18 protein-coding genes and 1 riboswitch are annotated in these 26,399 nt (G+C 37.5%); of the genes, 15 read left to right on the top strand and 3 right to left on the bottom strand.

Annotated features, from left to right (window positions below; genetic code table 11):
* Positions 1 to 2: 2 nt before the first annotated feature.
* From CEF18_RS16055 to CEF18_RS16015, 8 genes are all read left to right on the top strand, one after another.
* The gene (locus tag CEF18_RS16055; protein WP_110937395.1) at positions 3 to 1,550 is read left to right on the top strand and encodes a response regulator transcription factor; all 1,548 of its coding nucleotides are present in this window, start codon (positions 3 to 5) and stop codon (positions 1,548 to 1,550) included.
* A gap of 648 nt (positions 1,551 to 2,198) precedes the next feature.
* Entirely contained in the window at positions 2,199 to 3,089 is an 891-nt protein-coding gene (locus CEF18_RS16045) for an ABC transporter permease (RefSeq protein ID WP_110937733.1), read from the top strand.
* A gap of 13 nt (positions 3,090 to 3,102) precedes the next feature.
* The gene (locus CEF18_RS16040) at positions 3,103 to 4,011 is read left to right on the top strand and encodes a carbohydrate ABC transporter permease (RefSeq protein ID WP_223292331.1); all 909 of its coding nucleotides are present in this window, start codon (positions 3,103 to 3,105) and stop codon (positions 4,009 to 4,011) included.
* A gap of 158 nt (positions 4,012 to 4,169) precedes the next feature.
* A complete protein-coding gene (locus tag CEF18_RS16035; protein ID WP_110937393.1) occupies positions 4,170 to 5,873 on the top strand; it encodes an ABC transporter substrate-binding protein in 1,704 nt (567 codons plus the stop codon).
* Positions 5,874 to 5,950: 77 nt separating this feature from the next.
* Positions 5,951 to 8,278 carry an alpha-xylosidase gene (yicI, locus tag CEF18_RS16030; protein ID WP_110937392.1) on the top strand — a complete coding sequence of 776 codons (2,328 nt, stop codon included), beginning with the start codon at positions 5,951 to 5,953 and terminating at the stop codon, positions 8,276 to 8,278.
* A gap of 319 nt (positions 8,279 to 8,597) precedes the next feature.
* Entirely contained in the window at positions 8,598 to 11,405 is a 2,808-nt protein-coding gene (locus CEF18_RS16025; RefSeq protein ID WP_223292330.1) for a glycoside hydrolase family 3 protein, read from the top strand.
* Between the two features lie 59 nt (positions 11,406 to 11,464).
* Positions 11,465 to 12,004, top strand: coding sequence for a type 2 periplasmic-binding domain-containing protein (locus CEF18_RS16020; protein WP_223292329.1), 540 nt, complete (start codon positions 11,465 to 11,467; stop codon positions 12,002 to 12,004).
* A 17-nt stretch (positions 12,005 to 12,021) separates the two neighbouring features.
* A complete protein-coding gene (locus CEF18_RS16015) occupies positions 12,022 to 12,657 on the top strand; it encodes a YesL family protein (RefSeq protein WP_110937391.1) in 636 nt (211 codons plus the stop codon).
* An 81-nt stretch (positions 12,658 to 12,738) separates the two neighbouring features.
* On the opposite strand, the gene CEF18_RS16010 is transcribed toward CEF18_RS16015, so the two are convergent.
* The 3 genes from CEF18_RS16010 to CEF18_RS16000 all read right to left on the bottom strand — a co-directional run bounded on the left by CEF18_RS16010 (position 12,739) and on the right by CEF18_RS16000 (position 15,255).
* Positions 12,739 to 13,596 (bottom strand): MurR/RpiR family transcriptional regulator, encoded by an 858-nt coding sequence (locus CEF18_RS16010; protein ID WP_110937390.1) that lies wholly within the window; start codon positions 13,594 to 13,596, stop codon positions 12,739 to 12,741.
* Positions 13,597 to 13,825: 229 nt separating this feature from the next.
* Positions 13,826 to 14,620: an SDR family oxidoreductase gene (locus tag CEF18_RS16005; RefSeq protein ID WP_110937389.1), complete on the bottom strand. Its 795-nt coding sequence runs from the start codon at positions 14,618 to 14,620 to the stop codon at positions 13,826 to 13,828.
* Positions 14,621 to 14,895: 275 nt separating this feature from the next.
* A complete protein-coding gene (locus CEF18_RS16000; RefSeq protein ID WP_110937388.1) occupies positions 14,896 to 15,255 on the bottom strand; it encodes a hypothetical protein in 360 nt (119 codons plus the stop codon).
* A 296-nt stretch (positions 15,256 to 15,551) separates the two neighbouring features.
* Between CEF18_RS16000 and CEF18_RS15995 the strand changes: the two genes are divergently transcribed.
* The 7 genes from CEF18_RS15995 to cydC all read left to right on the top strand — a co-directional run bounded on the left by CEF18_RS15995 (position 15,552) and on the right by cydC (position 26,178).
* Positions 15,552 to 16,685 (top strand): acyl-CoA dehydrogenase family protein, encoded by a 1,134-nt coding sequence (locus CEF18_RS15995; RefSeq protein ID WP_110937387.1) that lies wholly within the window; start codon positions 15,552 to 15,554, stop codon positions 16,683 to 16,685.
* Positions 16,686 to 17,007: 322 nt separating this feature from the next.
* Positions 17,008 to 17,634, top strand: a complete 627-nt coding sequence (locus CEF18_RS15990) for a YpjP family protein (protein ID WP_110937386.1) — start codon at positions 17,008 to 17,010, stop codon at positions 17,632 to 17,634.
* Between the two features lie 410 nt (positions 17,635 to 18,044).
* A complete protein-coding gene (locus CEF18_RS15985; protein ID WP_110937385.1) occupies positions 18,045 to 21,359 on the top strand; it encodes an ATP-binding protein in 3,315 nt (1,104 codons plus the stop codon).
* 33 nt (positions 21,360 to 21,392) lie between these two features.
* Positions 21,393 to 22,115 carry a response regulator transcription factor gene (locus CEF18_RS15980; RefSeq protein ID WP_110937384.1) on the top strand — a complete coding sequence of 241 codons (723 nt, stop codon included), beginning with the start codon at positions 21,393 to 21,395 and terminating at the stop codon, positions 22,113 to 22,115.
* A 141-nt stretch (positions 22,116 to 22,256) separates the two neighbouring features.
* A riboswitch (cyclic di-GMP riboswitch) is annotated at positions 22,257 to 22,351 on the top strand.
* Positions 22,352 to 22,386: 35 nt separating this feature from the next.
* On the top strand, positions 22,387 to 22,545 hold the full coding sequence (locus CEF18_RS15975) for an anti-repressor SinI family protein (RefSeq protein ID WP_110937383.1): 159 nt from the start codon (positions 22,387 to 22,389) through the stop codon (positions 22,543 to 22,545).
* Positions 22,546 to 22,714: 169 nt separating this feature from the next.
* Positions 22,715 to 24,448 carry a thiol reductant ABC exporter subunit CydD gene (cydD, locus tag CEF18_RS15970; protein WP_110937382.1) on the top strand — a complete coding sequence of 578 codons (1,734 nt, stop codon included), beginning with the start codon at positions 22,715 to 22,717 and terminating at the stop codon, positions 24,446 to 24,448.
* The gene (gene cydC / locus CEF18_RS15965; protein ID WP_110937381.1) at positions 24,445 to 26,178 is read left to right on the top strand and encodes a thiol reductant ABC exporter subunit CydC; all 1,734 of its coding nucleotides are present in this window, start codon (positions 24,445 to 24,447) and stop codon (positions 26,176 to 26,178) included. The genes cydD and cydC overlap by 4 nt, the downstream gene beginning before the upstream one ends.
* Positions 26,179 to 26,399: the final 221 nt, after the last annotated feature.

Here is a 26,399-nt window from a genome sequence, read left to right as displayed (position 1 = left end):
TTATGTACAAAGTATTGGTTGTGGACGATGAGCCAACAGTCAGAGAAGGCATGAGAGCGATTATACCATGGGAGGATTATGGCTTTGAAATAACAGCTGTAGCAAATGACGGATACACTGCTTTGGATAAATACAGAGAATTATCTCCTGATGTAATAATATCTGATATTAGGATGCCAGGAATGGATGGATTAGAGTTATTAAAAAACTTACACGAAATTGACCATACTATTCAGTGTTTAATACTGAGCGGGTATGCTGACTTTGATTATGCCAAAAAAGCGATTCAAAGCAATGCTGCAGGATATTTATTAAAACCGATCGATGAAGAGGAATTAGTAGATTATTTGAATAAGGTTAAAAAAGAACTGGAAAAGCAACAAAAAGTGACTCAACTAACGGTAATCGATGCTGAAAGAAAACGTGATTCATTTATTTTATCGATGCTTTTGAAAAAAGAAAGGGCTTCTAGCGAAGTAATATTTGAGGCTAAGCAGTTTGATTTGGAATGGGACAAATATGAGATACTATTAATTCGACTAGAAGAAATGAACGAACATGACTCGACGATAATAACAATAAAAAGTAAGATACAAAAGATCATAAAAACGAATCATAAAGGAATCGTTTTTAGCAATGAACCCTACGTGGCAGTTTTAATGGAGAGTAAGTTAAATAACAAAAAGGAACGTTTATTACTTTTTGGTGAAATTAAGGACATGTTGAATTCTATTCATGTGAGTTTCACTGTAGCATCAGGAAAACCTGTGACTGATATAAGTGAAATTAATGTTTCTTATAATATGGCAACACAATTAATTCATAACAAATTTTTCTTTCCCAAGGACGAATTATTATCAGAAGGAAAGGAAGTAATTAAACGACAAAATAATAAGTGTGTAGACATGGATGAAAGCATCGATAAATTATATTTTGCGTTAGATATAGGCATAGAAGATTCAATAGAAACCATTATTTCAGAAATTGCGTATCTTGCAGAGGAGATATATTCCGAAGATGAAGTGAAAAGGAGCTATGTTTATGTGTTAACAACTGCATTAAATAAATTACTGATATCCAAGCCTGAAAAAGCAGCTTACATTTCAAGCGTTCTAGAAAAAGTATTGGAGGTTTATCAACAAAAAAGTATGATAGATCTACAAAGTTTTGTAAGCGCTTTAGTAGTTAGCGTCTATAACAAAATGGAGTACGATGCTAATACGGATGACCAATTAAAGAGATTATTAGTTCTTATTGATAGTAGATATAATGAAAACTTGAAATTAGATAAGTTGGCTGACTTGTTAAATTACAACAGCGCGTATTTAGGTAAGTTATTTAAAAAATACACGGGTGAATACTTTAATACGTATCTAGATAAAGTGCGTATTATGAACGCTAAAAGACTGTTGATAGAAGGTAAAAAGGTTTATCAGGTTGCAGAAATTATTGGGTACAATAACGTTGATTATTTTCATAGTAAATTTAAGAAATACGTAGGAACTTCTCCGTCTGCTTATCGAAGAAATAAACAGGCAAAAATTGAATAGGTGTTTTATTAGCCGGTGGCCATCTAAAAGTTCTAACTTTTAGATGGTTTTTTTAAAGATTGTTTTTTCGTTAAACAGAGAGGATCGAATCCGCTCTAGGCGGACGCTTTCCGCGGGCAACGACTTCAGCCACCTCGGGAAAGTTCGCCCTGTGGGGTCTTCAGCAGTTGCTTTCCCGCAGGAGTCGCCGCCTTCGCTACTTCGATCTTTTTCAGAAACAATAACAATTACGTAAACTGCCTTTCTAAAAAATGTTGTATGGAAGAATTCGTGAGACTCCTGTGGAAGAATGATCCAAGCGAGACCCCGCAGAGCGTTTGTTTGCTCGCTCGAGGAGGCTCGCGGATCATCCACGGAAAGCGAGCGATAATTCTTCCAAACAACCTTCCTTGATAACAAAAGCAACAAAGTAGAAAAAAAGCGAGTTGAAAGTGATGATTTTGCATGGAGAATTGCATTGTAAAGGTAATGTAACCGTGTACATAAAGTAATTTTTATATGATTTTAGTAGTAATCCTTCAGGTATTTAAGCAGGATGCAACTAGCTATAATTAAGTTGTGGAAGGGGGGGATAACGTGGAAATCGGAAAAAAGAAAGCGCAACCAAATCTTTGGGTTCCAGACAATAAGAAAAACTTCTGGAAAACGATGAAAAACCAAAAAATTCTTTATTTAATGTCTATTCCTTTTGTAGTATGGATATTTGTATTTAATTATCTACCTGTATGGGGATGGACGATGGCCTTTCAAGATTTCCGGCCCGGAAGATCAATTACCGAACAAGAATGGGTAGGTTTCAAGCATTTTATTACCTTATTTCAAGATCCTCATTTTTATTTAGTGTTACGAAACACACTTGTCATGAGTTTAATGTTACTGATTGTAGGCTTTACAATCCCGATCATTTTCGCAGTATCTTTAAACGAATTAAAAGATTCTCTATTCAAAAGATCAGTTCAAACAATTTCCTACTTACCTCATTTCGTGTCGTGGGTAGTTGTAGCTGGGATTGTTACGAAGATGCTATCTACTGATGGAGGAATTATAAACGACTTGTTAGTGAGTCTTAACATCATCGAGTCTCCAATCCAATTTATGGCTCAAGGACACTGGTTCTGGGTAATCTTGACTGGAGCTGATATTTGGAAGGAGATGGGCTGGAACTCCATTATATTTTTAGCAGCTATGGCTGGGGTGGATCCTCAACTTTATGAAGCTGCAAGAGTAGATGGTGCCAACAGGTGGAGGCGAATTTGGCACATAACACTTCCTGGGATTCGGCCAACAATCATGGTTATTTTAATCCTGTCTATTGGAAATATGATCAGTATTGGATTTGAAAGGCAACTTCTTCTTGGGAACTCACTTGTTCGTGAATATTCAGAGGTACTCGAGCTATACGCGTTGAATTATGGAATTGGAATGGGAAATTATTCGTACGGTACAGCGCTGGGTATTTTTAATTCGATGGTAAGTATTATTTTGTTATTACTTGCTAATGGATTTTTTAAACGAATGTCTAATACTAGTGTAATGTAGCGGAGGTGAAGTAATGATGAAAAATATGAAACTAGATCGAGTAACGTTGCCTGAACGAATGTTTGATATTTGTAACTATATTTTTATGGGAGTTATTGTCACAATCATGCTTTACCCGTTCTTAAACGTATTGGCTATTTCTCTAAATGATTCAACAGACACTGTCCGTGGAGGGATTTACGCTTGGCCACGAGAATTCACTCTAAATAACTATGCTGTGATTATGCAATATGACACCTTAATCACGGGCTTTATGAATTCTGTATTAAGGACAGTTATTGGAACTGTACTCGGTTTGATTGCGTGTTCGATGGTTGCATATACGTTAAGTCGCCAAGATTTTCAAGCTAAAAAGTTTGTTTCTATTGCTATCGTGTTGACAATGTTTTTTAGTGGGGGATTAATTCCAACTTACATGTTAATGCGTGATTTAGAGCTGATAAACACATTTGCTGTCTATATTTTCCCGTTATTAATAAGTGCTTGGAATGTCATAATAATTCGATCATTTATGGATAATTTACCAGTGGCGTTACAAGAGTCAGCTAAAATTGATGGTGCCAATGACTTTACAATCTATTGGAAAATTATCTTGCCAATATGTAAGCCTGTCTTAGCTACAATCGCGTTGTTTATTGCCGTCATGCAGTGGAATATGTGGTTTGATACCTATATTTACAATAGTACAAACGAATCGTTAACAACCTTACAATATGAGCTAATGAAAATATTAGAAAGTACTTCTACCTCGGCTGGGGCAGGGATGGATTCGGTCAGAGGGACTGCAGATCAGACCAACAGAGTTTCTCCTGAATCAGTGAGAATGGCAATTACGATTGTAACGATGGTACCGATTTTAATTGTCTATCCATTTTTACAAAAATATTTTGTGAAAGGGATGACACTTGGAGCGGTGAAGTAATTTAGGTATTGACAGCTATCTTTACGCCACGCGTATCAAGGGAAATCTACCCTTGACACGTAAATGATTGTGGCGAAAGATCACGCTGTATTTAATAAAAGACGCTACGCGTTTTAAAACACTTTAATTTCAGTTAAAAATTTAAGGGGGATTATCAAATGAGTAGAAAGTATAAGGGGTTTTATGGAGTTTTTATCATTGTGAGTTTATTTTTATTCGTTCCAGCATGCAGTAATTCTGAAGAAACATCAACGAACAATAATGATGGCGACAATGAGACTAGCAATGATGAAATGAGTGACTCAGAAATCGAATTTTCAGTATTTGCAGCGGATGACAATCCAAGTTGGAATGGGATGGACAGTCCAGTTGGTCAAGAGATTTTAAATGCTACAGGAGTATCCCTAGATGCTGATTTTGCACTTGGTGATCCTGCTGAAAGAATCTCTTTGTTCGCTGCGAGTGGTGATTATCCTGATTTTATCTTACCTAAAGGTGATGGCGGATTAATGGTGGATGCAGGAGCAATGGTAGATTTACGTCCATTAATTGAAGAACATGGACCGAATATTAAAGAGGTATATGGTGACTATTTGGATCGGATGACTTGGAGTGAGGATGATGATGCTATTTACTTCCTAGGAACGAACGGCGTTGATCAAGAGTATTGGTCTCCAGGAAATGGATTTTGGTTACAGCATGCTGTCGTAGAAGAGTTAGGCTATCCGGAAATTAATACATTGGAAGACTTTGAAAATGCTATCGCGGAATACTATGAAATGTATCCGGAAATTGATGGGCAACCGACAATACCATTATCTCTACTTGCTGATGATTGGCGCATGCTTATCTCTGTGACAAACCCCGCTTTTTTTGCCACAGGCGGATCTGATGATGGAGAATGGTTTATTGATCATGAAACTCAAGAAGCAATTTTACATTATCGAAGACCAGAAGAGCGTGAGTATTTCCGCTGGTTAAATCATATGAACAACGAAGGATTACTAGATCCGGAAACTTTTGTACAGCAGGAAGATCAGTATATTTCTAAAATATCTTCTGGGCGTGTTCTTGGAATGATAGATGCTGAATGGTCTATAGCTGATGCACAAACAGCTCTCCGAGAAGACGGGAAGCAAGAAAGAATGCACGGAATTTACCCTGTAACCTTAGATGACACATTTAAACAAGCAAACTTTCAAGACGCTGGTTATTTAGCAGAATGGGGAATTGGGATCACAGTTGATAACCCTGACCCAGTTCGTGCTATTAAATTCCTGGACTGGATGGCTTCAGAGGAAGCTCAAATCTTAAACAACTGGGGAATTGAAGGCGAACATTATCAATATGATGATGAAGGAAATCGTCATCTTACAGAAGAACAACGGGAAGAGCGTTTAAGTGATAGTAAATTTAATGAAAGAACAGGTATAAATGTTTTTACAGCATATGGTCCGAACTATGGAGATGGCGTCCTGGATTCAGAAGGTCAACCTTTCACAATTAATACTCCGGAAACGGTAGTTGAGGATTATACAGACAAAGAAAAAGAGGTTCTGGCGGCTTATGATGCAGAAATATGGGCAGATCTCTTTCCCTCATCAGATGAATTCCCTGTGAAACCTTGGGGAGCAGGTTGGGAAATAAATTGGAGCTCAGATTCACCAATCGCTGTTCCATTCCAACGAGCGGAAGATACAATGATGACGCGAATACCAGAGGCGATTTTAGCTGACGAAGATGAATTTGATGAGGTATATGACCGTTTTATGGAGGAATTAGAAGGTCATGGCGTGGAAGAGATGGAGCAGGAATTTACTAAACTGATTCAAAAAAGAATTGAATTGTGGGACGAAGAGTAACTGTAATAATGCAACTAAAAATAGAAGGACCCTGTGATTTCATAGGGTCCAATCTTTAGAATAGGAGTCTTGAGATTATGAAATTTACAGATGGTAACTGGTTAATTAAAGAGGGATATGACCTTATTAGCGCAGCTTATTTATTTCAATCCTCTTATGATGACAAATCGTTAAGCGTACTAGCTACACCAGAAGATGTAAGCAGAAGGTCAGCGCAACTTGATCTACCGGTATTAACGGTGAACTATTCATCTCCTATGGAGGAAGTGATTCGTGTTAAAGTTGTTCATCATAAAGGAATTAAAAAAAGAGGGCCTGAGTTCTCAATCAACGCTCAGGAAAATGTGGCTGTAGATATTCAGGAAACGGTCGAGAAAATTTCTCTAAAAAGTGGAAGTCTGGCAGTAGAATTGGATAAATTAAACGGTTGGGGAGTACAATTCTTCAATGATCATAAACGTATAACAGGCAGCGGATTTAAAGGGATGGCTCATGTTACTGGCGTAGATAAGGCTACATATATGCGCGAAGAACTTGATTTATCGGTTAGTGAAAATGTATATGGTCTCGGTGAAAGATTTACTGCATTTGTTAAAAATGGTCAAGTGGTAGACACGTGGAATAAAGATGGCGGAACTAGTTCTGAACAATCCTATAAAAACATTCCTTTCTATTTATCTAATCAGGGATACGGAGTATTTGTAAACCATCCTGAAAATGTTTCTTTTGAAGTGGCCTCTGAAAAAGTATCAAAGGTGCAATTTAGCGTCGAAGGAGAATCATTGGAGTATTTCATTATTGGTGGAGGTTCAACAAAAAAAGTATTAGAAAACTATACTTCTTTGACTGGTAAGCCAGCTTTACCACCTGCGTGGTCTTTTGGGTTATGGCTGACAACCTCATTTACTACTGACTATGACGAAGCTACAGTTAATAGCTTTGTAGATGGCATGTCAGAAAGAGATTTACCATTGAGTGTTTTTCATTTTGATTGTTTTTGGATGGAAGCATTAAAGTGGTGTGATTTTGAATGGGATAAAAATGTTTTTCCGGATCCTCAAGGGATGTTGACTCGATTAAAGGAGAAAGGATTGAAGATATGTGTATGGATTAATCCTTATATTTCGCAACAATCCCATCTTTTTGATGAAGCAGTGGAAAAAGGATATTTATTAAAGAGAGCCAACGGAGATGTTTGGCAATGGGATAAGTGGCAGCCAGGAATGGGAATCGTAGATTTTACAAATCCACAGGCATGTGACTGGTACAACGGGCATTTAAACAAACTATTAGACATGGGCGTAGATAGCTTTAAAACCGACTTTGGTGAAAGAATTCCTACGGACGTTGTTTACCATGATGGTTCCAGTCCTGAAAAAATGCACAACTATTATTCTTTTATCTATAACAAAAAGGTATTTGAATTATTGGAAGATAAGCTAGGTAAGGGAGAAGCGACATTATTTGCTCGTTCAGCCACAGCTGGAGGTCAAAAATTTCCAGTACATTGGGGCGGTGATTGTAACGCAACTTATGAATCGATGGCGGAAAGTCTTCGTGGTGGATTATCTCTAGGATTATCGGGTTTTGGCTTTTGGAGCCATGATATCGGAGGATTTGAAAGTACAGCTCCAGCTGATTTATATAAACGATGGGCGGCTTTCGGCTTACTTTCCAGCCATAGCAGGCTGCATGGAAGTACATCATATCGTGTCCCGTGGCTTTACGACGAGGAGTCTGTTGAAGTGGTCAGGCATTTCACAAAATTAAAATGCAAATTAATGCCATATTTATATCAATCTGCCGTTCATTCTGCTGATATCGGCCTACCAATAATGCGAGCAATGCTACTTGAATTTTCCAATGATCCCACATGTGACCATTTAGACCGTCAATATATGTTCGGTGACTCATTATTAGTTGCACCTATTTTTAATGAAGACGGAGTCGTTTCCTATTATTTACCTAAAGGAACATGGACGAATTATTTTACAAATGAAACGGTTCAAGGTGGTACTTGGTTCAAGGAAAAACATGATTATTTGAGTCTCCCACTATTTGTACGACCTAATGCGGTTGTTGCAATTGGAGCAGAAAATTCGAGACCAGATTATGATTATGCCGAGAATGTTGAATTGCACGTGTTTCAACTGAAAAAAAGTGCTACAACCACGGTTACTAATGTTAAGGGTGAAGAAGAATTCACCGTAACAATGACGAAACAAGAGGATGCGATCACAGTTAGTTTAAACAAGCAACCTTCGAAACCATGGAGTGTGGTGCTGAGAGGCTTTCATACAGTGGGTTCAGTCCAAGGTACAATTATCGAAAAAACTTCTTTAGGTATAAAACTTCTCATACCAGAAGGTGATCAAACATACTTTGTTATACCTTTGGAAGATTAAGAGACAGTTAATTAGCCGAGGACATATAAAACAATGTTATAAGTTGAAAACTAGCGAGGATCTCGAAAGAGTGTCTCTAGCTTTCATTTGAGTTTCAGAAGAAAAGTTTCGATATTGTAAGCGTATTTATACGTTTAACATAATAAATAGACGATGTTCGTAGTTTTTTTTAAGAGATAAGAATTTATAAAATTGGCAGCTACCTTCACACCGCAAGTATCAAGGGAACCCCACCCTTGCTACTTAAAAGATGGCGGTGGAAGCTGACGCTGCATTTAATAAAAGACGGCTATGCCGTTTTTCTTAAGGAGAGATTATCTTGCCGGAAACAGAAAAATATAGTTACCAAAATTCAGATTTACCATTTGATGAAAGAGTGAAAGACTTAGTTTCACGATTTACTCTTGATGAAAAAATTGAGCTAATGATGCAACACCAGCCAGAAGTTTCTAGGCTTGGAGTAGGTGCTTATAAACAAGGGACTGAAGCTGCTCACGGTATTGCTTGGCTAGGAGAAGCAACTGTTTTCCCACAAAATATTGGGCTTTCGAATACGTGGAATCCAGTATTAATGAAGAAAATTGGAACAGTTATTGGTGATGAAGCACGAGTATTTTTTCAAAAGGAACCAACCGTGAACGGCCTTACTCTTTGGGCACCGACCGTGGACATGGAAAGGGATCCTAGATGGGGGAGAACTGAGGAATCCTATGGAGAGGATCCGGAATTAACAGGTCAATTAACGAAAGAATTAGTAAAAGGTATGCAAGGTGATGATCCAGTTTTCTTTAAATCAGTGGCAACATTAAAGCATTTTTTAGGTAATAATAACGAAATTGATCGTGGATCGTGCTCAGCTAGTATAGATCCACGAAATATGTATGAATATTACTTGAAAGCATTTAAACCTGCGATAGTGGAAGGGAAGGCGAAGTCGATGATGACTGCGTATAATTCCATTAATGGAACACCTGCCCTTTTACATCCTTATGTGAAAGAAATCGTCAAAGATGAATGGGGAATGGATGGTTTTATTGTAAGTGATGCAGGAGATGTATTAGGAATTGTCAATGATCACAAATATTACGATCACTATGCGAAGGCATTGGCAAGCACGATTAAAAGTGGAGTAGATAGTATTACAGATGATGCAGAAATTTCAATCAAAGCTATTCGTAATGCGATAGAACAGGATTTGTTAGAAGAGAGCGACTTAGACATTGCTTTAAATAATGCTTTTGGGGTAAGATTCCGCCTTGGTGAATTTGATCCAGATAAAAATCCATATGCACATATCTCAGAATCAACATTACTCGCGCCTGAACATTTGCAATTATCATATCGTGCAGCACAGGAGCAAATAGTGTTATTAAAAAACGATGGGATCCTACCATTGAATAAAGAAAAAACTAACTCGGTTGCTGTTATCGGACCGTTAGCAAATGAGGTTCATATTGACTGGTATAGTGGAACGCCTACATATCGGGTGACTCCTCTAGAAGGTATTCAAAACAAGATTGGGCGTGACAATGTTGTTTTAAAAAATGGTAGTAAGTGTGTCCGTATCCGTTCAAAACATACGGGTCAATATATCACTCTTGATGGCTCGGAAGAAAAAGCTCTCGTAGCAAATCAAGAAAATGCGGAAGAAGCAGAATTGTTCGAACTGATCGATTGGGGCTTTGGAAGTCAAACATTGAAATCACTAACTACTGGTAAGTTTGTGACTGCTGGAGATGAATCACTTACGGCTACTGCAGAAGAAACCCGTGGGTGGTTTGTAAAGGAAATAGTTAGCTTTGAAGGAGAAGGGAACAATCACCGGTTAACATCATGGAATGGAAAAGCAATTAGTGCTAGAAAAGATAGACGGCTTTTTGTACAAGATAGTGGAGATACTCTAGGATCAGATTACTATCACGTGGAAATGGTAATAGATGGCCTCGCAGAAGCGATAAAAGCATCTGCAGAGGCAGATACAGCTGTGGTATTTGTGGGGAATAATCCATTTATTAACGGGAAAGAAGAAATTGATCGGGATGATATCATTTTACCACCGGCTCAAGAAGAGCTTATTCGTTCTGTCAAGGAAGTCAATCCTAACACGGTTGTAGTCATAGTAGGGAGTTATCCTTATGCAGTAAATTGGTGTGAAGAGAATATTCCAGGAGTCATGTATACATCTCATGCGGGGCCTGAGTTAGGCTCTGCTGTTGCTGATGTGCTTTTCGGGGATTATAATCCTGCTGGAAGGTTGAGTATGACCTGGTACCGTTCCATAGAACAGCTACCGGATATCAAGGATTATGATGTTATAAAGGGGAAACGAACGTACCAATACTTTGATGGCGAAGTCCTTTATCCTTTTGGTCATGGATTAAGCTATACTGATTTTAAATATAGTAGGGTGGTCCTAAGTAAGAGAAATGTTAAATTAGGCAGCGAAGTGACAATAACGGTTGATGTTGAAAATAGTGGTGCAGTGGCTGGTGAAGAAGTCGTTCAGCTATATGTTAAAGCGAATAAATCTCGTGTGAAGCGACCAATAAAGACATTAAAAGGATTCAACAGGATTTTTCTAAAAGCAGGGGAAAGTAAACGTGTAGAATTTACACTACCTATTTCGGAGTTGGAAATTTGGGATGTGACGCGAGAAAGATATTGTGTGGAAAAAGACACTTACACGTTAATGATAGGGAGTTCTTCAGCAAATATAATAGCAGAAGTCGATTTGAATGTTGAAGGAGAAACAATTCCTTTACGAAAAATGTCTAATGGTATTAAAGCGATAAATTATGATGACTACACGAATGTTATCTTGGACGAAGGGGAAGGAAAGGAATACTGTGTACGTCCGTCAGAGAAAGAGAGTTGGATAGCTTTTCACGATGTTGATCTTGGTGAAAGGACAACACGATTCAAAACTAAAGTATATTCAAACACAAGTAATGGAGAAATAGAGATCAGACTTGGAAATCAAGATGGAAAAATAATTGGTAATGTTTCCATTGAAAAGTCGAATAGTTGGCAGGAACTAGAAGTAGATTTATCACAGGTAAATGGGAGTCAACATGTATATGTCATTATAAAAGGTGCTGTTAAAGTAAGCTGGTTACGTTTGTTTTAATGATACTGTAGTACGTTTACTCTCTCTGTGAAGGTGCTACTATAAAGGATTTGAGATCCATGCAAAAAACAGTACAGTTATTGATTATCGTTGTTTCTTTTGCTTTTATAACAGGGTGTGGAGATAAAGAAAAAAGTGTTCACACGTTAGACATCATGTTCTTCACTGATCTTCCATTTGATTTACATGATCATATCGTCTCTTTTTTTGAGGGAGGCACCTCGAGTCACGAACACCAGACAACGGATGTGCATATGTTTCTTCCTTCCTCAGAAAAACTCACAGTGGAAATGGTTGCAGGAGACGGTGATATTTATATTGTTGAAAACTCAATGTACCCTATAATATTTGACTCAGTAATTTTACATCCACTAGATTCGATTGTTGATAAGGAATCTTTAGGAGATAACTTCGATCAATTTATAGAAGTGGATGAAAATACGGGCAAAGAGCATCTTTTTGCAATCCCTTTAGATGCAGATTCGCCACTATTCGAGGGATTGAATGTTGAACACGCCTCTTCTTTCATAGCTGTCATGATGAAGGATAGACCTGTTAATGAGTTTGGGTTAGAAATACTAGGGGAGATGTATAACTAACTGAAGGGGGAACAAAGGTGGAGAAAAATTGGACCGATACACCGCTTTATGTTATTTCTGATTGGTTAATGAGGCTGGCATATATCAATTTACTATGGATATTGTTCACCTTTTTAGGAGGTATTGTACTGGGATTCATGCCAGCAACAGTGGCGATGTTTACAATTATAAGAAAATTAATCGTGAAAGATGACCAAGTTCCTATTTTTAAAACATTTACAAGAGTATTTAAAAGTGAATTCTTAAAGTCGAATATACTAGGAGTTATTCTTGGTGGGACAGGATATATTCTTTATATAGATTTTTTGTATTTAGGATCGATCGAAGGTTATCTTCATAGTTTCCTTTCTGTTGCCCTGGTACTTATCGCTGTATGCTATGTTGCAACCGTCTTTATCATTCTACCTATTTATGTCCAATATGATTTGAAATTTAGCCACTATTTTAAACATGCTTTTTACATTGCATTAATCAATCCACATATTATTATTTTTATGGCTGTTGGAGTTAGCGCCATTTATTATGTTTTCAATTTTTTACCTGGGTTAACGATGTTCTACTTTGGAAGCGGATTCGCTACATTGAGTTTATGGTGTTCACTTCTTGCGATTAATAGAATTGAAAGAAAAAAGGAGTCTTTAGAAACAGCTTAATGTAGATAAAGAAAAGAAGAGTTATAAAAAGAAAAAAGATGTGCAACTTTACTGTTGCACATCTTTTAAACGCGTTGTCAGTTAGATTCTTTTAGCGGAAATAGCTTTTCGCACTTTTGTTAAAGATTTCTTCATAAGTTCTTTTCTTTGCATACTCACATTGACGTAAAGAGCATCAATTAATGTAAGCTGCGCTAGACGCGAAGAAAGTGCTTCTGAACGATAATCAGTTTCCTCTGATACCGTATACAATGCTACATCAACACCTTGGCTGAGTGGTGATTTTGCAAGTGTTGTAATGCCGATCGTCATCGCTCCTTGTTCTTTTGCTATTTCCAGGGCATCAAGAATATCCCGGTTCGTTCCAGTATGAGAAATTAAAACAACGACATCTTTTTCCGTAAGCTGAGATGCCGACATCACCTGAAAGTGCGAGTCACTATATGAAATGCAAGGGATTCCGGTGCGCATAAACTTGTGATGAGCATCAAGGGCAATGGCACCAGAACCTCCATTTCCATAAAACTCTAGGCGATTAGCGTTTAAGATCATGTCTACAGCTCTTTTGAAATTATTACCATCGATAATTGTTAATGTTTCCTCTAATGTTCGTATATTAGCCTTGAATACTTTCTCTGCTACAAGCTGTTCGTCATCGCCCTCTTGGATAGTTTCATGGATGTCTTTCATTCCCGTGACGATTTCTGAGGCTAAAGCTATTTTCATCGCTTGGTAACCTTTAAAACCTATGTGCTTACAAAAACGAAAGACGGTTGCCTCTGCTACCTGAAGTTTTTCAGCAACTTGGCTTATCGTTGAATGAATAATTTCTTCAGGGTGGGCCAGAATGTAATCAGCAATTCTTTGTTCTTTTTCCCGGAAAGAGTGGTAAGAAGCTCTTATCCGGTGTTTGCAATGTCTATTTTCTGCTGCAGCCATCTGAAAAACTCCTTTCGTGAAGTTGAAAATACTTTATTAGTCATTCATTTAATTTTAGAAGTTCTACTAATCATAGTATAAACGAATTTAACGAAAGGAGGTAATTGAAATGGGAATTGGTTTAATATTTCTTACTTCTTGAGACAGAAGAGGATTTTTTTGGTATAATACTGCCTTAATAAGTCTTTATAAAACTTTTCGGAAAGAACCTTCACGGCTATGGCTTTTGTCATCTCAGCAGTGATTCTGCACCATCAATAAATAATTCCGTTCCTGTTATATGACTAGAGGCGTCTGATGCTAAAAAGGAAACGAGACTAGCTACTTGCTCAGCGTTACCTGAATGATGCTCAAGAGGGTGACTTCCTTCGGGATATTCAACGGGAATTTTAATTTTTTCTAGCTTGTCCTTTTTCGGAAAAGTATTTTCACCGATATGCGTTTTTATTGCACCTGGGCAGATAATGTTGACACGAATGCGATAATTTGCTAGTTCTAATGCTGCCATTTTTCCAAAGGCTACCTGAGCAGCTTTGCTACTGCTGTAGGCTGACATTCCGAAGCTGGAAAAAACTCGATTTCCATTAATAGAACTTGTGATAATAATGCTGCCACCGTTCTCTTTTAAATAAGGAATGGCGTATTTGCATGTAAGAAATGTGCTTTTTAAATTCGTTGTCAACGTTTCATCCCATTCTTCCGGTTGAAGATCCTCAATGGGGGCAACGGTACCATTTATGCCAGCATTGGCAAAAACTATATCCAGGCGGCCATATTGATTTACTGTTTCTTTAAAAGCGACCTCTAACTCCTTGGGTTTAGAAACATCTGCTTCGACAATAGATGCTTCTCCTTTATTATCTTCTATAGCAGCTTTTGTCTCTTCAGCCGATTTCTCCTTTAAATCGACCAAACAAACCTTAACTCCTTGCTTAGCTAAAAATACAGCAGAGGCTTTTCCAATTCCGGAACCTCCACCAGTAATAAGAGCAACTTTTCCATTCAAAGAATCATACTTATCCATCTCAATTTCCTCCTAATTCTTTTTTTCAAAAGGCGATTTTTTTTATGAATAAACTTGAAGAAAACGAAAGGCGAAGAATTCCAGCAGGGATAGCAACGACCCCACAATCCACATAGGGCGATTATCCCGAGAAGGCTGAAGCTTTGACCACAAAAGTGGACGCCAGTAGCGACTTAGAGCACCTCTATAAGATGTAATCAATACAGCTAGGAAATAAGCCTTCTTCAAAATATCGTACTAAATTAAATTTGCCCGTGTAGCTTTGTTTTTAAACACTATCTAAAGGATCTTCCCCATGTTAAATAAAGCTTTAACCGACAACAAGGCGAATCATTTTGATTATCACGCAGTGTAAAGGTAATGCCACTCGGGTTGAAGGATGTCTCTATATCTATAGGCACTCCTATTGTCTGAATGATTCGATGAACCTCTTCACGTTTTCCGGCTTGAGCAGCATTCATAAACTGCTGAATAAATGCTTCAGAAGAAAACCCGTTTATCAATGTCATTCCATGCTGAAGCAAGCTCTGAGAAGTAGACAAGGATTGTTGAAAAATATCGATTTCTACAGGAGGATATACATCTTCCGGCCGGTAAACAGGATAAGGATTTGGATAGTAACGATAAGGATACATCTAAACATTCCTCTCCGTAATATTGTCTACTGTGTTATATGCAACATGTGCCTAGAAAGTGATAGTACAATTATTCATTTATTTTTATTGAATATATTGGAGGGTCTAGCACCTAGATGCGATTTAGAGGAGCTACCCGGGGTGGCGAAAAATCACGCAGTATATAACAAAATACACTACGCACTTACTTAACTAACAAAGCTTCTATTAGGTTTCTTGTATCAATTTTAGTTATACTAAAACCATTAGAAAATACTCAGCAAATGGAAACTGATCTTAATGCAAGGAGGGGTACTATGGCAGATAAAATGAAAGACATGTTAAAAGACAAAATTAAAGTATTCCAGGAAAGGTCTTGGAAACATGATGAAGAAGGAAGTTTCCCTCGTAAAAACATTCAAGACTTGAGGGAAATAGGTTATACATCTTTAACAGTTCCTAAAAAATACGGCGGAGAAGAAATTTCATTACGACTATTAGTTGAATTTCAGAAAATTCTTGGTAAAGGTGATGGCTCAACCTCGCTTTCTATCGGTTGGCACATGGGCCTCGTCAAACATTTACACGAGCAACAATCTTGGAAGGAAGAGATCTATGAAGCGTTCTGTAAAGATGTCATTGATAATGGCGCTCTTTTAAACAATGCTGCTTCGGAACCTGCAACAGGAAGCCCGACTCGAGGTGGGAAGCCGGAAACCACAGCTAAAGATAATGGGGACACTTGGATTATTAATGGAAGAAAGACATTTACGACAATGTCTCCTGTTCTAAACTACTTTGGAGTAAGTGCATCGATAGAAGGGACAGATGAAGTGGGAAACTTTCTAATTCCTAGAGAAAGTAAGGGTCTTTCAATCGAGGAAACATGGGATTCTATAGCAATGAGAGGCACAGCTAGTAATGATTTAGTACTTCAAAACGTTTCGATAAAAAAAGAACTTCTCGTCGAAAATATAAATATAGGAAGTAAAGCAGCAAATGGATGGCTCTTGCATATTCCGGCTTGTTACTTAGGAATTGCCGAAGCTGCCCAACAATACGCGATAGACTTTGCTAAGTCCTATTCACCTAATAGTATTAAAGGGACCATTGCAGATCTTCCGAATGTAAAACAGAAAATTGGAGAAATGGAATTGAAAAGACTTCAAAGTGAGCATTTCCTTTTTTCAATGGCGACCAAATGGGATGAATCTGATCATGAAACCCGGCAACAAATGAAAGCAGAACTTGGTGCGGTCAAGCATGCAGTAGTAAATCAAGCAATAGAAATTGTTGACTTAGCAATGCGAATAGTAGGGGCGAAAAGTCTTTCTATGAAAAATCCTCTACAACGATATTACCGTGATATAAGAGCGGGCCTTCATAACCCGCCTATGGATGACATGACGATTATGCTTTTAGCTACGGATACAATAAAAAAAGAGGAGTAACAAAAAGGGCACTGAAAAGGTCATTTTTTAATTTTTCAGTGTCCTTTTGATGCAATAAACCGAGCGTCTTTCTCCTAATAGGCTCGTAGTCTTCCACGGAAAGGAAGAGGTAATTCATCCAAACAACCATCGATTTGAAAGAGACGAAGATTTTTCTTAATATAAGTAAAATAAAGATATTACATTTACTTGCTAAGTCATAATTCAGTGAGTTATCTTAAGATTGCGTTTTCATTACAATACGATTATCTGATAGACTTTTTCGTATAACATGTTAATATTAAAGTAACGAATATATCTATTTTGGGAGGGAAGTTGACCTATGAAACTTTGGCTGAAAAAACTATCGGTAGTTCTCATAACATTTATGACCGTTGGAATGTATATTCCACCTACATACCTTGACGCAGAGGCTGAGGCAGCAAATAAAGAGGTTGTTTCTTCTAACGATCGTTTGCCGGAAACAGATACTCCCCTTCCAGATATAGGTGAAATAGAAGAAACACAACTTGATAGTTTGGACGATGAAGATGACGATGTCAGTGACCACTATATTCATATGGTTACGAATCAAGCCAAAGAACAAACTGTCACAAAACTTGGACCGAAAATTGTAAATAAAGTTGAAAATGATGTTATGACAACGATATTGCCCCATATAGAAGAGGTCATAGTTGGACTTTTCGAAGAGGCCGGTCAAGAAAAATTTCAATTTTATGAGATCACAGAAGACTTAACACCGGGTTATGGTGAAAAAATATTTAATGTTTATGATCATCAAGCAAAACAAGATGTGGCAATGTTTCATGTCAGGCGGGAAATTCGTCCTAAGGAAGGCTACTGGTTTAATTTTCACTACCATTTAAGTAACGACGATTTTGAAGAACACTATAATATCGGGGATATTTACTGGGATAAAAACACTCCACCAAAATGGATGAGTCAATAAGAAGAACACGAAGTGCCTGCCGAAAGAGAATAAATAACTTCCTCTTGAAAAAACCGGTAAGCATATATTCTTAACATTTAGGAAAAAGCCGCTGATAGCGGCTTTTTTTATTGTCAAGTAGCCTTTTTTGCTTTTATTTTTTTGATAATTCAGAAATGTGTTGATGTTCCTTATTTATCTTGTGATAATAGAACTACCAGAATGGAATATTTTATAACTTATTGTCATTTTTTATTATATAAATTGTTTTTGAAGTAGTACTTGTCTCTATTAGTCTTACGTTGATGCATTCCCACAGTAGTGGGAAGCATTTGCCACTAGCACATCAGTTTCTGGCTTCCCTGTTCTAATTAAAACAATAATTGGGTTTAAGAGATCAAAACTACTAAGTTTTTAGGAGGCTGGAAGTCTTGCGAATAAAAACAATGAAATTGCCGCTTCTCACACTTCTCTTCCTTTTTATTTTTGGTATAGATGTATCTGCTACCTCAGTAATAACACTTGATGAATCTTCTGGAAGTTTTCGGTTAGATGGTCTCGTAGAAATACTAGAGGATAAAGAAAATCACTGGACGTTTGATGATATTCAGACACAAGAATTGGATGAACAATTTCAACCATATCATGGAGTGGTTCCTAATTTTAGCTACACGAGTTCCGTTTATTGGGTTAAATTTCAGCTTACAAATGACTCAAACGAGAACGATTGGTTACTGGAAATAGATAATCCAACTTTGGACAATGTGACTCTTTATTCTTCAGAATCAAACTTAAATTTCAGCCGCGAACTGACTGGAGATCTTCTCCCTTTCGACATGCGTGACATGGATCATCGGAATTTTATCTTTAACCTTGATTTAGAACCCAACCACGAAAAACTAATATATCTTCGGTTTGAAACACAAGGGGCGATGCAATTTCCATTAACTGTTTATAGTCCCCCATCATTTCTTGATAAATCAGAACTTGAGTATGGCATACTCGGAATGTTTGTAGGACTAGGGGTTGTGATGGCATTTTACAATTTATTTCTATTCTTTTCATTACGAAATAAAAGTTATTTGTATTATGTCATTTTTATCGTTGCAAATGTCTTTACACATCTTGCATTTACAGGACTAGCCTATCAGCATATATGGTCCGATGCTGTTTGGTGGAATAATCGTTCGATTGTCTTTTTTATGAGTACGTCGAACATCATAGCCATATTATTCGCAAAATCGTTTTTAGAGGTAAAACAAAATATTCCGCGGCTTAATCGCCTCTTGAACGTGCTAGTTCTCTTCACTGTTACTGTCATTATCATACTTATGGTATCTTATCCAACAGCTTTGAACTTAAGTATTGTCGGTATCGCGATAACTTCCATTGTGATCATCGCTGGAGCTTACATGTGTTTAAAGAAAGGTTTTAGACCTGCGCGTTATTTCCTATTAGCATGGATAATTTTTTTTGGCGGCGTTGTTATTTCTATATTGGCCGATTCAGGATTCATTCCAGTGAATTTTTACACGAAGTATGCGTGGCAGCTTTCCTCTTCTCTGGAACTAATATTATTATCATTTGCCCTCGCAGATAAAATTAATACAATGCGATTAGAGAAGGAACAAGCTAAAAAAAATGCGATTAAGAGTCAGAAAGAAATGCTCGAAAGTCTACAACGGAATGATAAATTAAAAGATAAATTTTTAGCAGTAACCTCCCATGAGTTGCGAACACCGTTAAATGGGATTATTGGTATAACTGCTTCTTTACAAGAAGGAGCAGCCGGTGATATAAACGATGCTATGAACAGTAATCTTTCGATGATTAAAAGAAGTGGAACCCGTTTATCTCATTTGATCGATGATATTTTAGACTTTTCAAAACTAGAAAATAATAATTTAGATCTATCATTAAAAAAGGTTCACTTAAAAGAAATCACGGATGTTGTTCTGACAATATGTGAAACACTCGTTAGGCAAAAAGATATTCAATTACAAAACAATATCCACTCAAAAATACCAGCTATCTTAGCGGATGAAAACCGTCTCCAACAAATTCTCTATAATCTAATTGGAAATGCAATTAAGTATACAGAAAAAGGGAAGGTTACTATCCAAGCCAAGGAGGTAAATGCCAAAGTAATCATTGAGGTGATTGACACAGGCATTGGTATTCCAAAAGAATATCACGAATCCATCTTTTTACCATTTAATCGTGGCGGTAATTTTACGAATAATTCGTATCAGGGCACTGGCATTGGTTTGAATATTACAAAGCGTTTAGTAGAGCTTCAACAAGGAGAAATATCGCTAGAATCAACAACTGGCAAAGGATCAATCTTTCGTTTTACGCTGCCTACTTTCAAAGAAAGCAGCAATGTAAATTCTGAAATTGTTTCTATTGAAGGCTCTTTCTCTAAAGAACGTAAAGAGGAGCCATTTCGGGAAGTGCATCACGTTAGTTTTATGAATGACGGTGAGAAAGTTTTAATTGCTGATGATGAACCAGTAAATATTCAAATTCTAGTTAACTACTTATCATTGGAGGGATATAACATACAAGTAGTGTCAGATGGGGAGGCGGTCATCCAATTAATAGATCAAGGAGCCGAATTTGATATGGTGATGCTTGATGTAATGATGCCTAAGTTATCGGGGTTTGAAGTCTGCCGGCTGTTGAGAAAACAATATTCATTAACAGAACTGCCAATTTTAATGCTGACTGCGAAAAACCAAATAGAAGACAGAATCACCGCTTTTGAACTGGGTGCAAATGATTATTTAACGAAGCCTGTTGATAAAAGAGAATTGCTGTCTAGAACTAGAACATTAATAAATTTAAGAAAATCAAGTATTGAAGCAAAAGAGCGTGCGCAGGAACTGGATTTACTTAACCAAGAATTAATTCAAATGAATGATCATCTGGAAGAGGAGGTCTCTTCACGTACAAAAGAACTAGAGTTTAAAAATGAAGAATTAGATATGAGAAATATGGAGCTAATACGAGTTGAAAAGTCGAGAGTTGCACTTCTATCAAACATATCTCATGAACTAGGTACTCCATTAACATTCTTACAAGGTTATATCCAAACAGTTCAGGAAGGCTATGTCAATATAAACGATCCTAAGTATCTTGTTTTGGCTCAAGAAAAAATAAAATTATTAGACCGTCTAATTGCGGATATATATGACTTGAGTAAGTTTGAGTCAGGGAAAATGCAACTATCGATGAGCCCTGCAAATGCCAAGGAATGGTTTTTTTGTATTTATGAGAAATTTGAATTTGAAGTGAAACAAAGTGGACTTGTGATGGAGAAACCATTTCTTAAAACTAGTTCAGACGATGAGCGTGAAACACTATTTATTGATATAGAAAGAATGGATCAAGTATTAGCAAATCTAATCTACAATGCTATAAAGCATACGCCAAAAGGAGGGGGAATTTCCTTATCTGGCGAATTAATACTTTATAGTGAATCGGAGGATACGAGAGATTTTACTCCTCATATGATCGTAGAGGTAAGAGATACAGGTAATGGAATCCCGGAGGAAGAAATTCCTCATATTTTTAATCGATTTTTCAAAGGGAGTTCCCAAAATATTAGCGGAGCAAAAGGTTCTGGCTTAGGTTTGGCAATTACAAAAGAAATTATCGACTATCATAAAGGGGAAATTTGGGTAGAAAGTACAAATAAACAAGGAACATCTTTATTTTTCTCGTTACCGGTTGTCTTATCCTAAAAATAAATATTTCGACTGTAAGGGGGGGATTAAATGAATAGGAGAGAGAAAAAAATATTAATTGTTGAAGACGATCAAGGGATTCGTGAATTAACTTCTTTGTATTTAGAAAAAAAGGGTTATAAAGTAGTAACTGCTGATACTGGATTCGAAGCACTCGAGCTTGTTAACTCTGAGGAACCGAATCTTGTATTGCTGGATATTTTGCTGCCCGGTATAACTGGATTTGATGTTTGTGTGAAAATAAGAGAGACCTCGACCGTGCCTGTTTTATTCATGAGTTGTAAGCGGGACTCGGAAGACAAAGTACAAGGGTTTAATGCAGGAGCGGACGACTATATTACAAAACCTTTTGATCTAGTGGAACTAGAGGCCAGAATTCAAGCTATTCTTCGTAGAAGCGGACAGGCACCTAAAGTGCATCAGACGACTCTTCGCTTTCTGTCGGTAGATCAACTCTCTATCGATTTAAAAAACTTTGATGTCTATGTGCGTAAAGAATTAGTTGATTTATATACAAAAGAAAAGCAATTGTTATTAATTCTTGTGAAAAATCCCAATCAGGTATTTAGTGCTGAGCAATTGTATAAGCAAATATGGGGAATGGAAAGTTACGGAGACTTGAAAACAGTCATGGTTCATATTAGTAATCTTCGCAGAAAAATTGAAGTAGATCCGGGAAAACCGAAATATATTCAAACGGTACGAGGATTTGGTTATAAGTTCGCCTCTGAAAAGACAATTTCCTCCTTTTGATTGTCTTTTTTTGTCATAAAAAAGTTATCGAAATTTTATTTATTTAACCTCATTTTAACCTTTGTATTCTATAGTGAATAATAGAACGCAACATTAAATCAGAGCCGGATGGTCAATTACTAGAATTTAGTAGTACCTTCTAATAGACAAAGGCAAACCTACTGAAAGGTAGCGACGCAAAGCTACGGGCCTAAGAACATAAAGAAGAATATGTTTAAGGCAGCCGGGTTTCCTATGAGCTGAGGATGTTTAATAGGGGGAGTGAGGAAAGATGAAGGAACGCAATTTATCTCATTTAGATGCTGACTGGATTCACCTGATGGAAAAAGCGAAAAATTTTGGGTTGCATCCGAGCGACATACGAAAATTTCTTAACGAAAAAAAAGAGAAAGCTTTGCAAAAAAATAATGATAGGACACATGCCAATTAACATTTAGGCATGTGTTTTTTCAGTTTACTTCACAAATGCTATGTTTAAGTGTCATAATATGGACAGGAATAATAAATCTAAAGGGAAAATTCGTCTACATAAAGATATAAATACGCTAATAGTAACAACTAAAATCAACAGGAATTTTGATAGGAGATCGTGGGAGATAATGAAGAAACTCAAAGAAAAAGCACAAGCACAAAAAAAGCATAGAGCTATCCTGCTTTTCTCTTCTCTTTTACTTGGAGCAATGATTGTTGCCCAAGCTTATTTTATTGTCACCATCGTAGATCGTATTTTTCTTCAAGGAGCATCTGTATCGGAGCTGTTACCGGAATTTGGTGGGTTACTTCTTGTTTTATTAGGCAGAGGACTCTTTACTTATATAAACGGTCGAACTGGAGTTCGGATGGCTTCTATTGTAAAAAAAGAATTCAGAGCCGAACTATTAGCCAAATTTAGAAGAAATCCAATGCAAGCTTCTTTAAAAGGGCAATCGGGTGAAAAAGTTAGTGTCATGATGGACTCCATTGATGAAATAGAGGCTTTCTATACAAAATATTATCCGCAAATGATCCAGACAACTTTTGTGCCGATTATTATATTGATTGCGGTATTTTCTGTAAACTGGGTGTCGGGACTAACAATGGTTATAACGGCACCTTTTATTCCGATATTTATGATTATTATAGGCCAGAAAACGCAAAAGAAGTCAGAGGAACAAATGGAAAAACTTGCAGCTTTTTCAGGTCGTTTTCTCGACACCTTACAGGGCCTTTCCACGTTGAAGTATTTTGGTCGTTCGAAAGAACAATTGGAGGGAATCCGGGAAAGTAGTATTAACTATCGGGAAGCGACGATGGATGTATTGAAAATTGCCTTTCTATCGACGTTAATGATGGAGTTCGTTTCTATGCTAAGTATGGCGATCATTGCCTTGGAAGTGGGCTTACGCCTGGTCATTTATAATCAGTTGTCGTTTTTCACTGCTTTTTTCGTGTTAGTGTTAGCCCCAGAATATTACACGTCGCTAAAAGAACTGGGAAGTGCTTTTCATGCTGGAAGAGGGAGTACAGGCGCTGCTAATAGAGTGACTTCAGAATTAGAACAAGAGGAACAGCCGGTTGAATGGGGAGATAACAGGCTGCTGGGAAGTGATTCGCCACCTTCTATCGAATTTAAACGTGTTGGATTTACTTATGGTGAAGGATCATTTGCTTTAAAGGAAATTAGTGCTGAAATTGCCCCATTTAAGGAAGTGGCGATTGTCGGGAAAAGTGGTGCTGGTAAAACAACATTTCTACATCTGTTGTCAGGACTTGTTTCCCCTTCTGAGGGAGAAATTATTGTTGACGGTCGTCCTATATTTAGCTATCAAGAATCAGCGTGGTTTGATCAAATTGGCTATATATCCCAAAATCCATATTTATTCTCTGGAACGATAGCTGAGAACATTGCGGTTGGTGGAACGAGTCAGTCAACGAGAGCAGAAATAGTAATAGCTTCTGAAAAGGCTGGTATCGCAGAACTGGTTGAAGGTCTCGATGATGGCTATGATACTTTCGTTGGTGAAGGTGGACGAGGTCTTTCAGGTGGGGAAAAGCAGAGAGTAGCTCTTGCAAGGGCTTTTCTAAAGATGCCTTCCGTGGTTATTTTTGATGAACCAACTGTTGGTTTAGATCTTCAAACAGAACGTATTTTACAACGATCTATCAAGGAATTAGCAAAAGGCTCTACTATAATCACTGTAGCACATCGCCTGCATACGATTAAAAATGCAGATCAGATTCTATTTTTAGCAGAAGGTAGTTTAGTCGCCTCTGGAACCCATGAGGACCTAGTTACCCAAGTACCGGAATATGCTGAGATGGTAGCAGTACAGCAAGGAGGCGATGCAAGTTGAAAGAGCTCGGAATAGTTGTGAAATTAGTAATGAAGGAAAAGAAAGACGTCTTCTACTCTATTTTGTTTGGTTTTCTGGCGGGTATGGCTACAGTCAGCTTGTTTGCAAACAGTGGTTATTTAATATCCAAAGCAGCGGTGACACCGCCATTATATGTCTTAACGGTTAGTATTGCTCTTCTAAAACTGTTTAGTGTTACAAGAGCATTAACCAGATATGCAGAACGATACTATTCCCACCGGGCTACATTTACGATCTTAAGTAATTTGCGGGTTCATTTTTTTGAACGATTAGAGCCTTTGGTTCCCGGTATTTTTCAGAAGTACAGAAGTGGGGATCTATTGTCGAGAATCGTAGGAGATGTTGAAAGTCTTCAAAACTTTTTCTTGCGTGTGTATTACCCGCCAATCGTTATGATTATAGTGTTTTTAAGTACCATTGCTTTTACAATGTATTTCTCTGTAGAAGTAGCTATCGTACTCATATTAGGACTTATTTTGACAGGAGTCATCGTTCCAGGCTGGTTTGCTTGGAAACGAAAAAATATTGAAAGTAAATTAAGAGTGCAACGAGGAGAATTATCGACGGAGACAACGGAATTTTTATACGGGTTTCTTGACCTAAAAATTCACCAAAAACAAAAGGAAAAAGAACAACAGCTCACGAATGCATCCAATAGCTATATTGAGGAGCAAGAACGTGATGGGGTGAGAGGCCTGTTTAATCATTCTGTGAATCAGATGGTTTCTTTAACGGTATCTTGGTTCATTTTGGTGATAGGAGGTTACTTAGTTTCGGCAGGTCAGTTAGATGGTGTATTCCTTGCTATGCTGGTGATGATTTCCTTAACTGTGTTTGAAAACTCAACACCGATGGCGGTTTTTCCTTCTCACTATGAGGATAGCAGGCTAGCTGCATCAAGATTATTTTCGGTAGTAGGTGGACAAAAACAGGATACCAATAAGTCTTCCGAAAAACCAAAGGAATTAAAACAACTAGATAACCGGGATGCATGGACGATTGAGATGGAGAACGTCTCATTCGCATTTCCGGATGAAAAACGACTTGCGTTGGATAATGTTTCATTGAATTTCCCAGCTGGATCTAAAACTGCAATCGTTGGTCCGAGTGGATCTGGTAAATCAACGTTACTTCAGTTACTATTAAAGGTTTATGAGGCATCAAAAGGTAACGTAAGATTACAAGGAGAATCAATTGACCAAATCGAAAATAAAAGTGTTTGGAAAGGGACAAACATCGTTCTTCAACACAACCACTTTTTTTATGGAACGATCCGTGACAACTTGCTTATAGCAGGTGATGAGTTAACAGATGAGGCCATGTTGCAGGCTCTTGGAAAAGTGCAACTTGGAAAGTTTGCACTCGATGATCGCGTATTGGAGCATGGACAAAATCTTTCCGGTGGAGAAAAACAAAGGCTTGCGATTGCGAGAGTGATATTAAAAGGCTCACGTTTGTGGCTGTTGGATGAACCGACTTCCTCTGTCGATGCATTAACCGAGTCTATCATCTTCCAACACCTTTTGGAGCAAGCAAAGGAAGACACGTTGATCCTCATTAGCCATCGTCTCACTGGTCTTGAACAGATGGACCGGATTATTGTAATGGAGCACGGCAAAATGATCGAGTCTGGAACTTTTAGTGAACTGATGGATAAAAAAGGCTATTTTTATGAAATGAAACAAATTGAAAAGAGTGTGTTCACGTAAGGTCGAAGCTAGACGTTTAAAATAAAACAATAATTTCTTTTTTACGGACCACCTTCTATTATAGAAGGTGGTCTTTTTAAAACTTGTTTCTTTTTAGATTGTGAGGTGCTCGAATCAGCTCTAAGTGGACGCTTTCCGCGGGCACTGCTTCAGTCTCCTCGGACTAAGAAATGTGTCTCTTCCTCTGCCAGTAACGCTCGTCCCTGCGGGGTCTTCAGCTA

The organism is Salipaludibacillus neizhouensis (assembly GCF_002886185.1).
GTDB lineage: Bacteria > Bacillota > Bacilli > Bacillales > Salisediminibacteriaceae > Salipaludibacillus > Salipaludibacillus neizhouensis.
This window is presented reverse-complemented; position numbering and strand designations above follow the sequence as displayed.

Coding starts and splice junctions, on each gene's coding strand:
- CEF18_RS15990 (WP_110937386.1), top strand. CDS start 17,008: ATGAAACTTTGGCTGAAAAAACTATCGGTAGTTCTCATAACATTTATG.
- CEF18_RS15980 (WP_110937384.1), top strand. CDS start 21,393: ATGAATAGGAGAGAGAAAAAAATATTAATTGTTGAAGACGATCAAGGG.
- CEF18_RS16010 (WP_110937390.1), bottom strand. CDS start 13,596: ATGGCTGCAGCAGAAAATAGACATTGCAAACACCGGATAAGAGCTTCT.
- CEF18_RS16000 (WP_110937388.1), bottom strand. CDS start 15,255: ATGTATCCTTATCGTTACTATCCAAATCCTTATCCTGTTTACCGGCCG.
- CEF18_RS16040 (WP_223292331.1), top strand. CDS start 3,103: ATGATGAAAAATATGAAACTAGATCGAGTAACGTTGCCTGAACGAATG.
- cydD (WP_110937382.1), top strand. CDS start 22,715: ATGAAGAAACTCAAAGAAAAAGCACAAGCACAAAAAAAGCATAGAGCT.
- CEF18_RS16035 (WP_110937393.1), top strand. CDS start 4,170: ATGAGTAGAAAGTATAAGGGGTTTTATGGAGTTTTTATCATTGTGAGT.
- CEF18_RS16005 (WP_110937389.1), bottom strand. CDS start 14,620: ATGGATAAGTATGATTCTTTGAATGGAAAAGTTGCTCTTATTACTGGT.
- yicI (WP_110937392.1), top strand. CDS start 5,951: ATGAAATTTACAGATGGTAACTGGTTAATTAAAGAGGGATATGACCTT.
- CEF18_RS15975 (WP_110937383.1), top strand. CDS start 22,387: ATGAAGGAACGCAATTTATCTCATTTAGATGCTGACTGGATTCACCTG.
- CEF18_RS16055 (WP_110937395.1), top strand. CDS start 3: ATGTACAAAGTATTGGTTGTGGACGATGAGCCAACAGTCAGAGAAGGC.
- CEF18_RS15995 (WP_110937387.1), top strand. CDS start 15,552: ATGGCAGATAAAATGAAAGACATGTTAAAAGACAAAATTAAAGTATTC.
- CEF18_RS16020 (WP_223292329.1), top strand. CDS start 11,465: ATGCAAAAAACAGTACAGTTATTGATTATCGTTGTTTCTTTTGCTTTT.
- CEF18_RS16045 (WP_110937733.1), top strand. CDS start 2,199: ATGAAAAACCAAAAAATTCTTTATTTAATGTCTATTCCTTTTGTAGTA.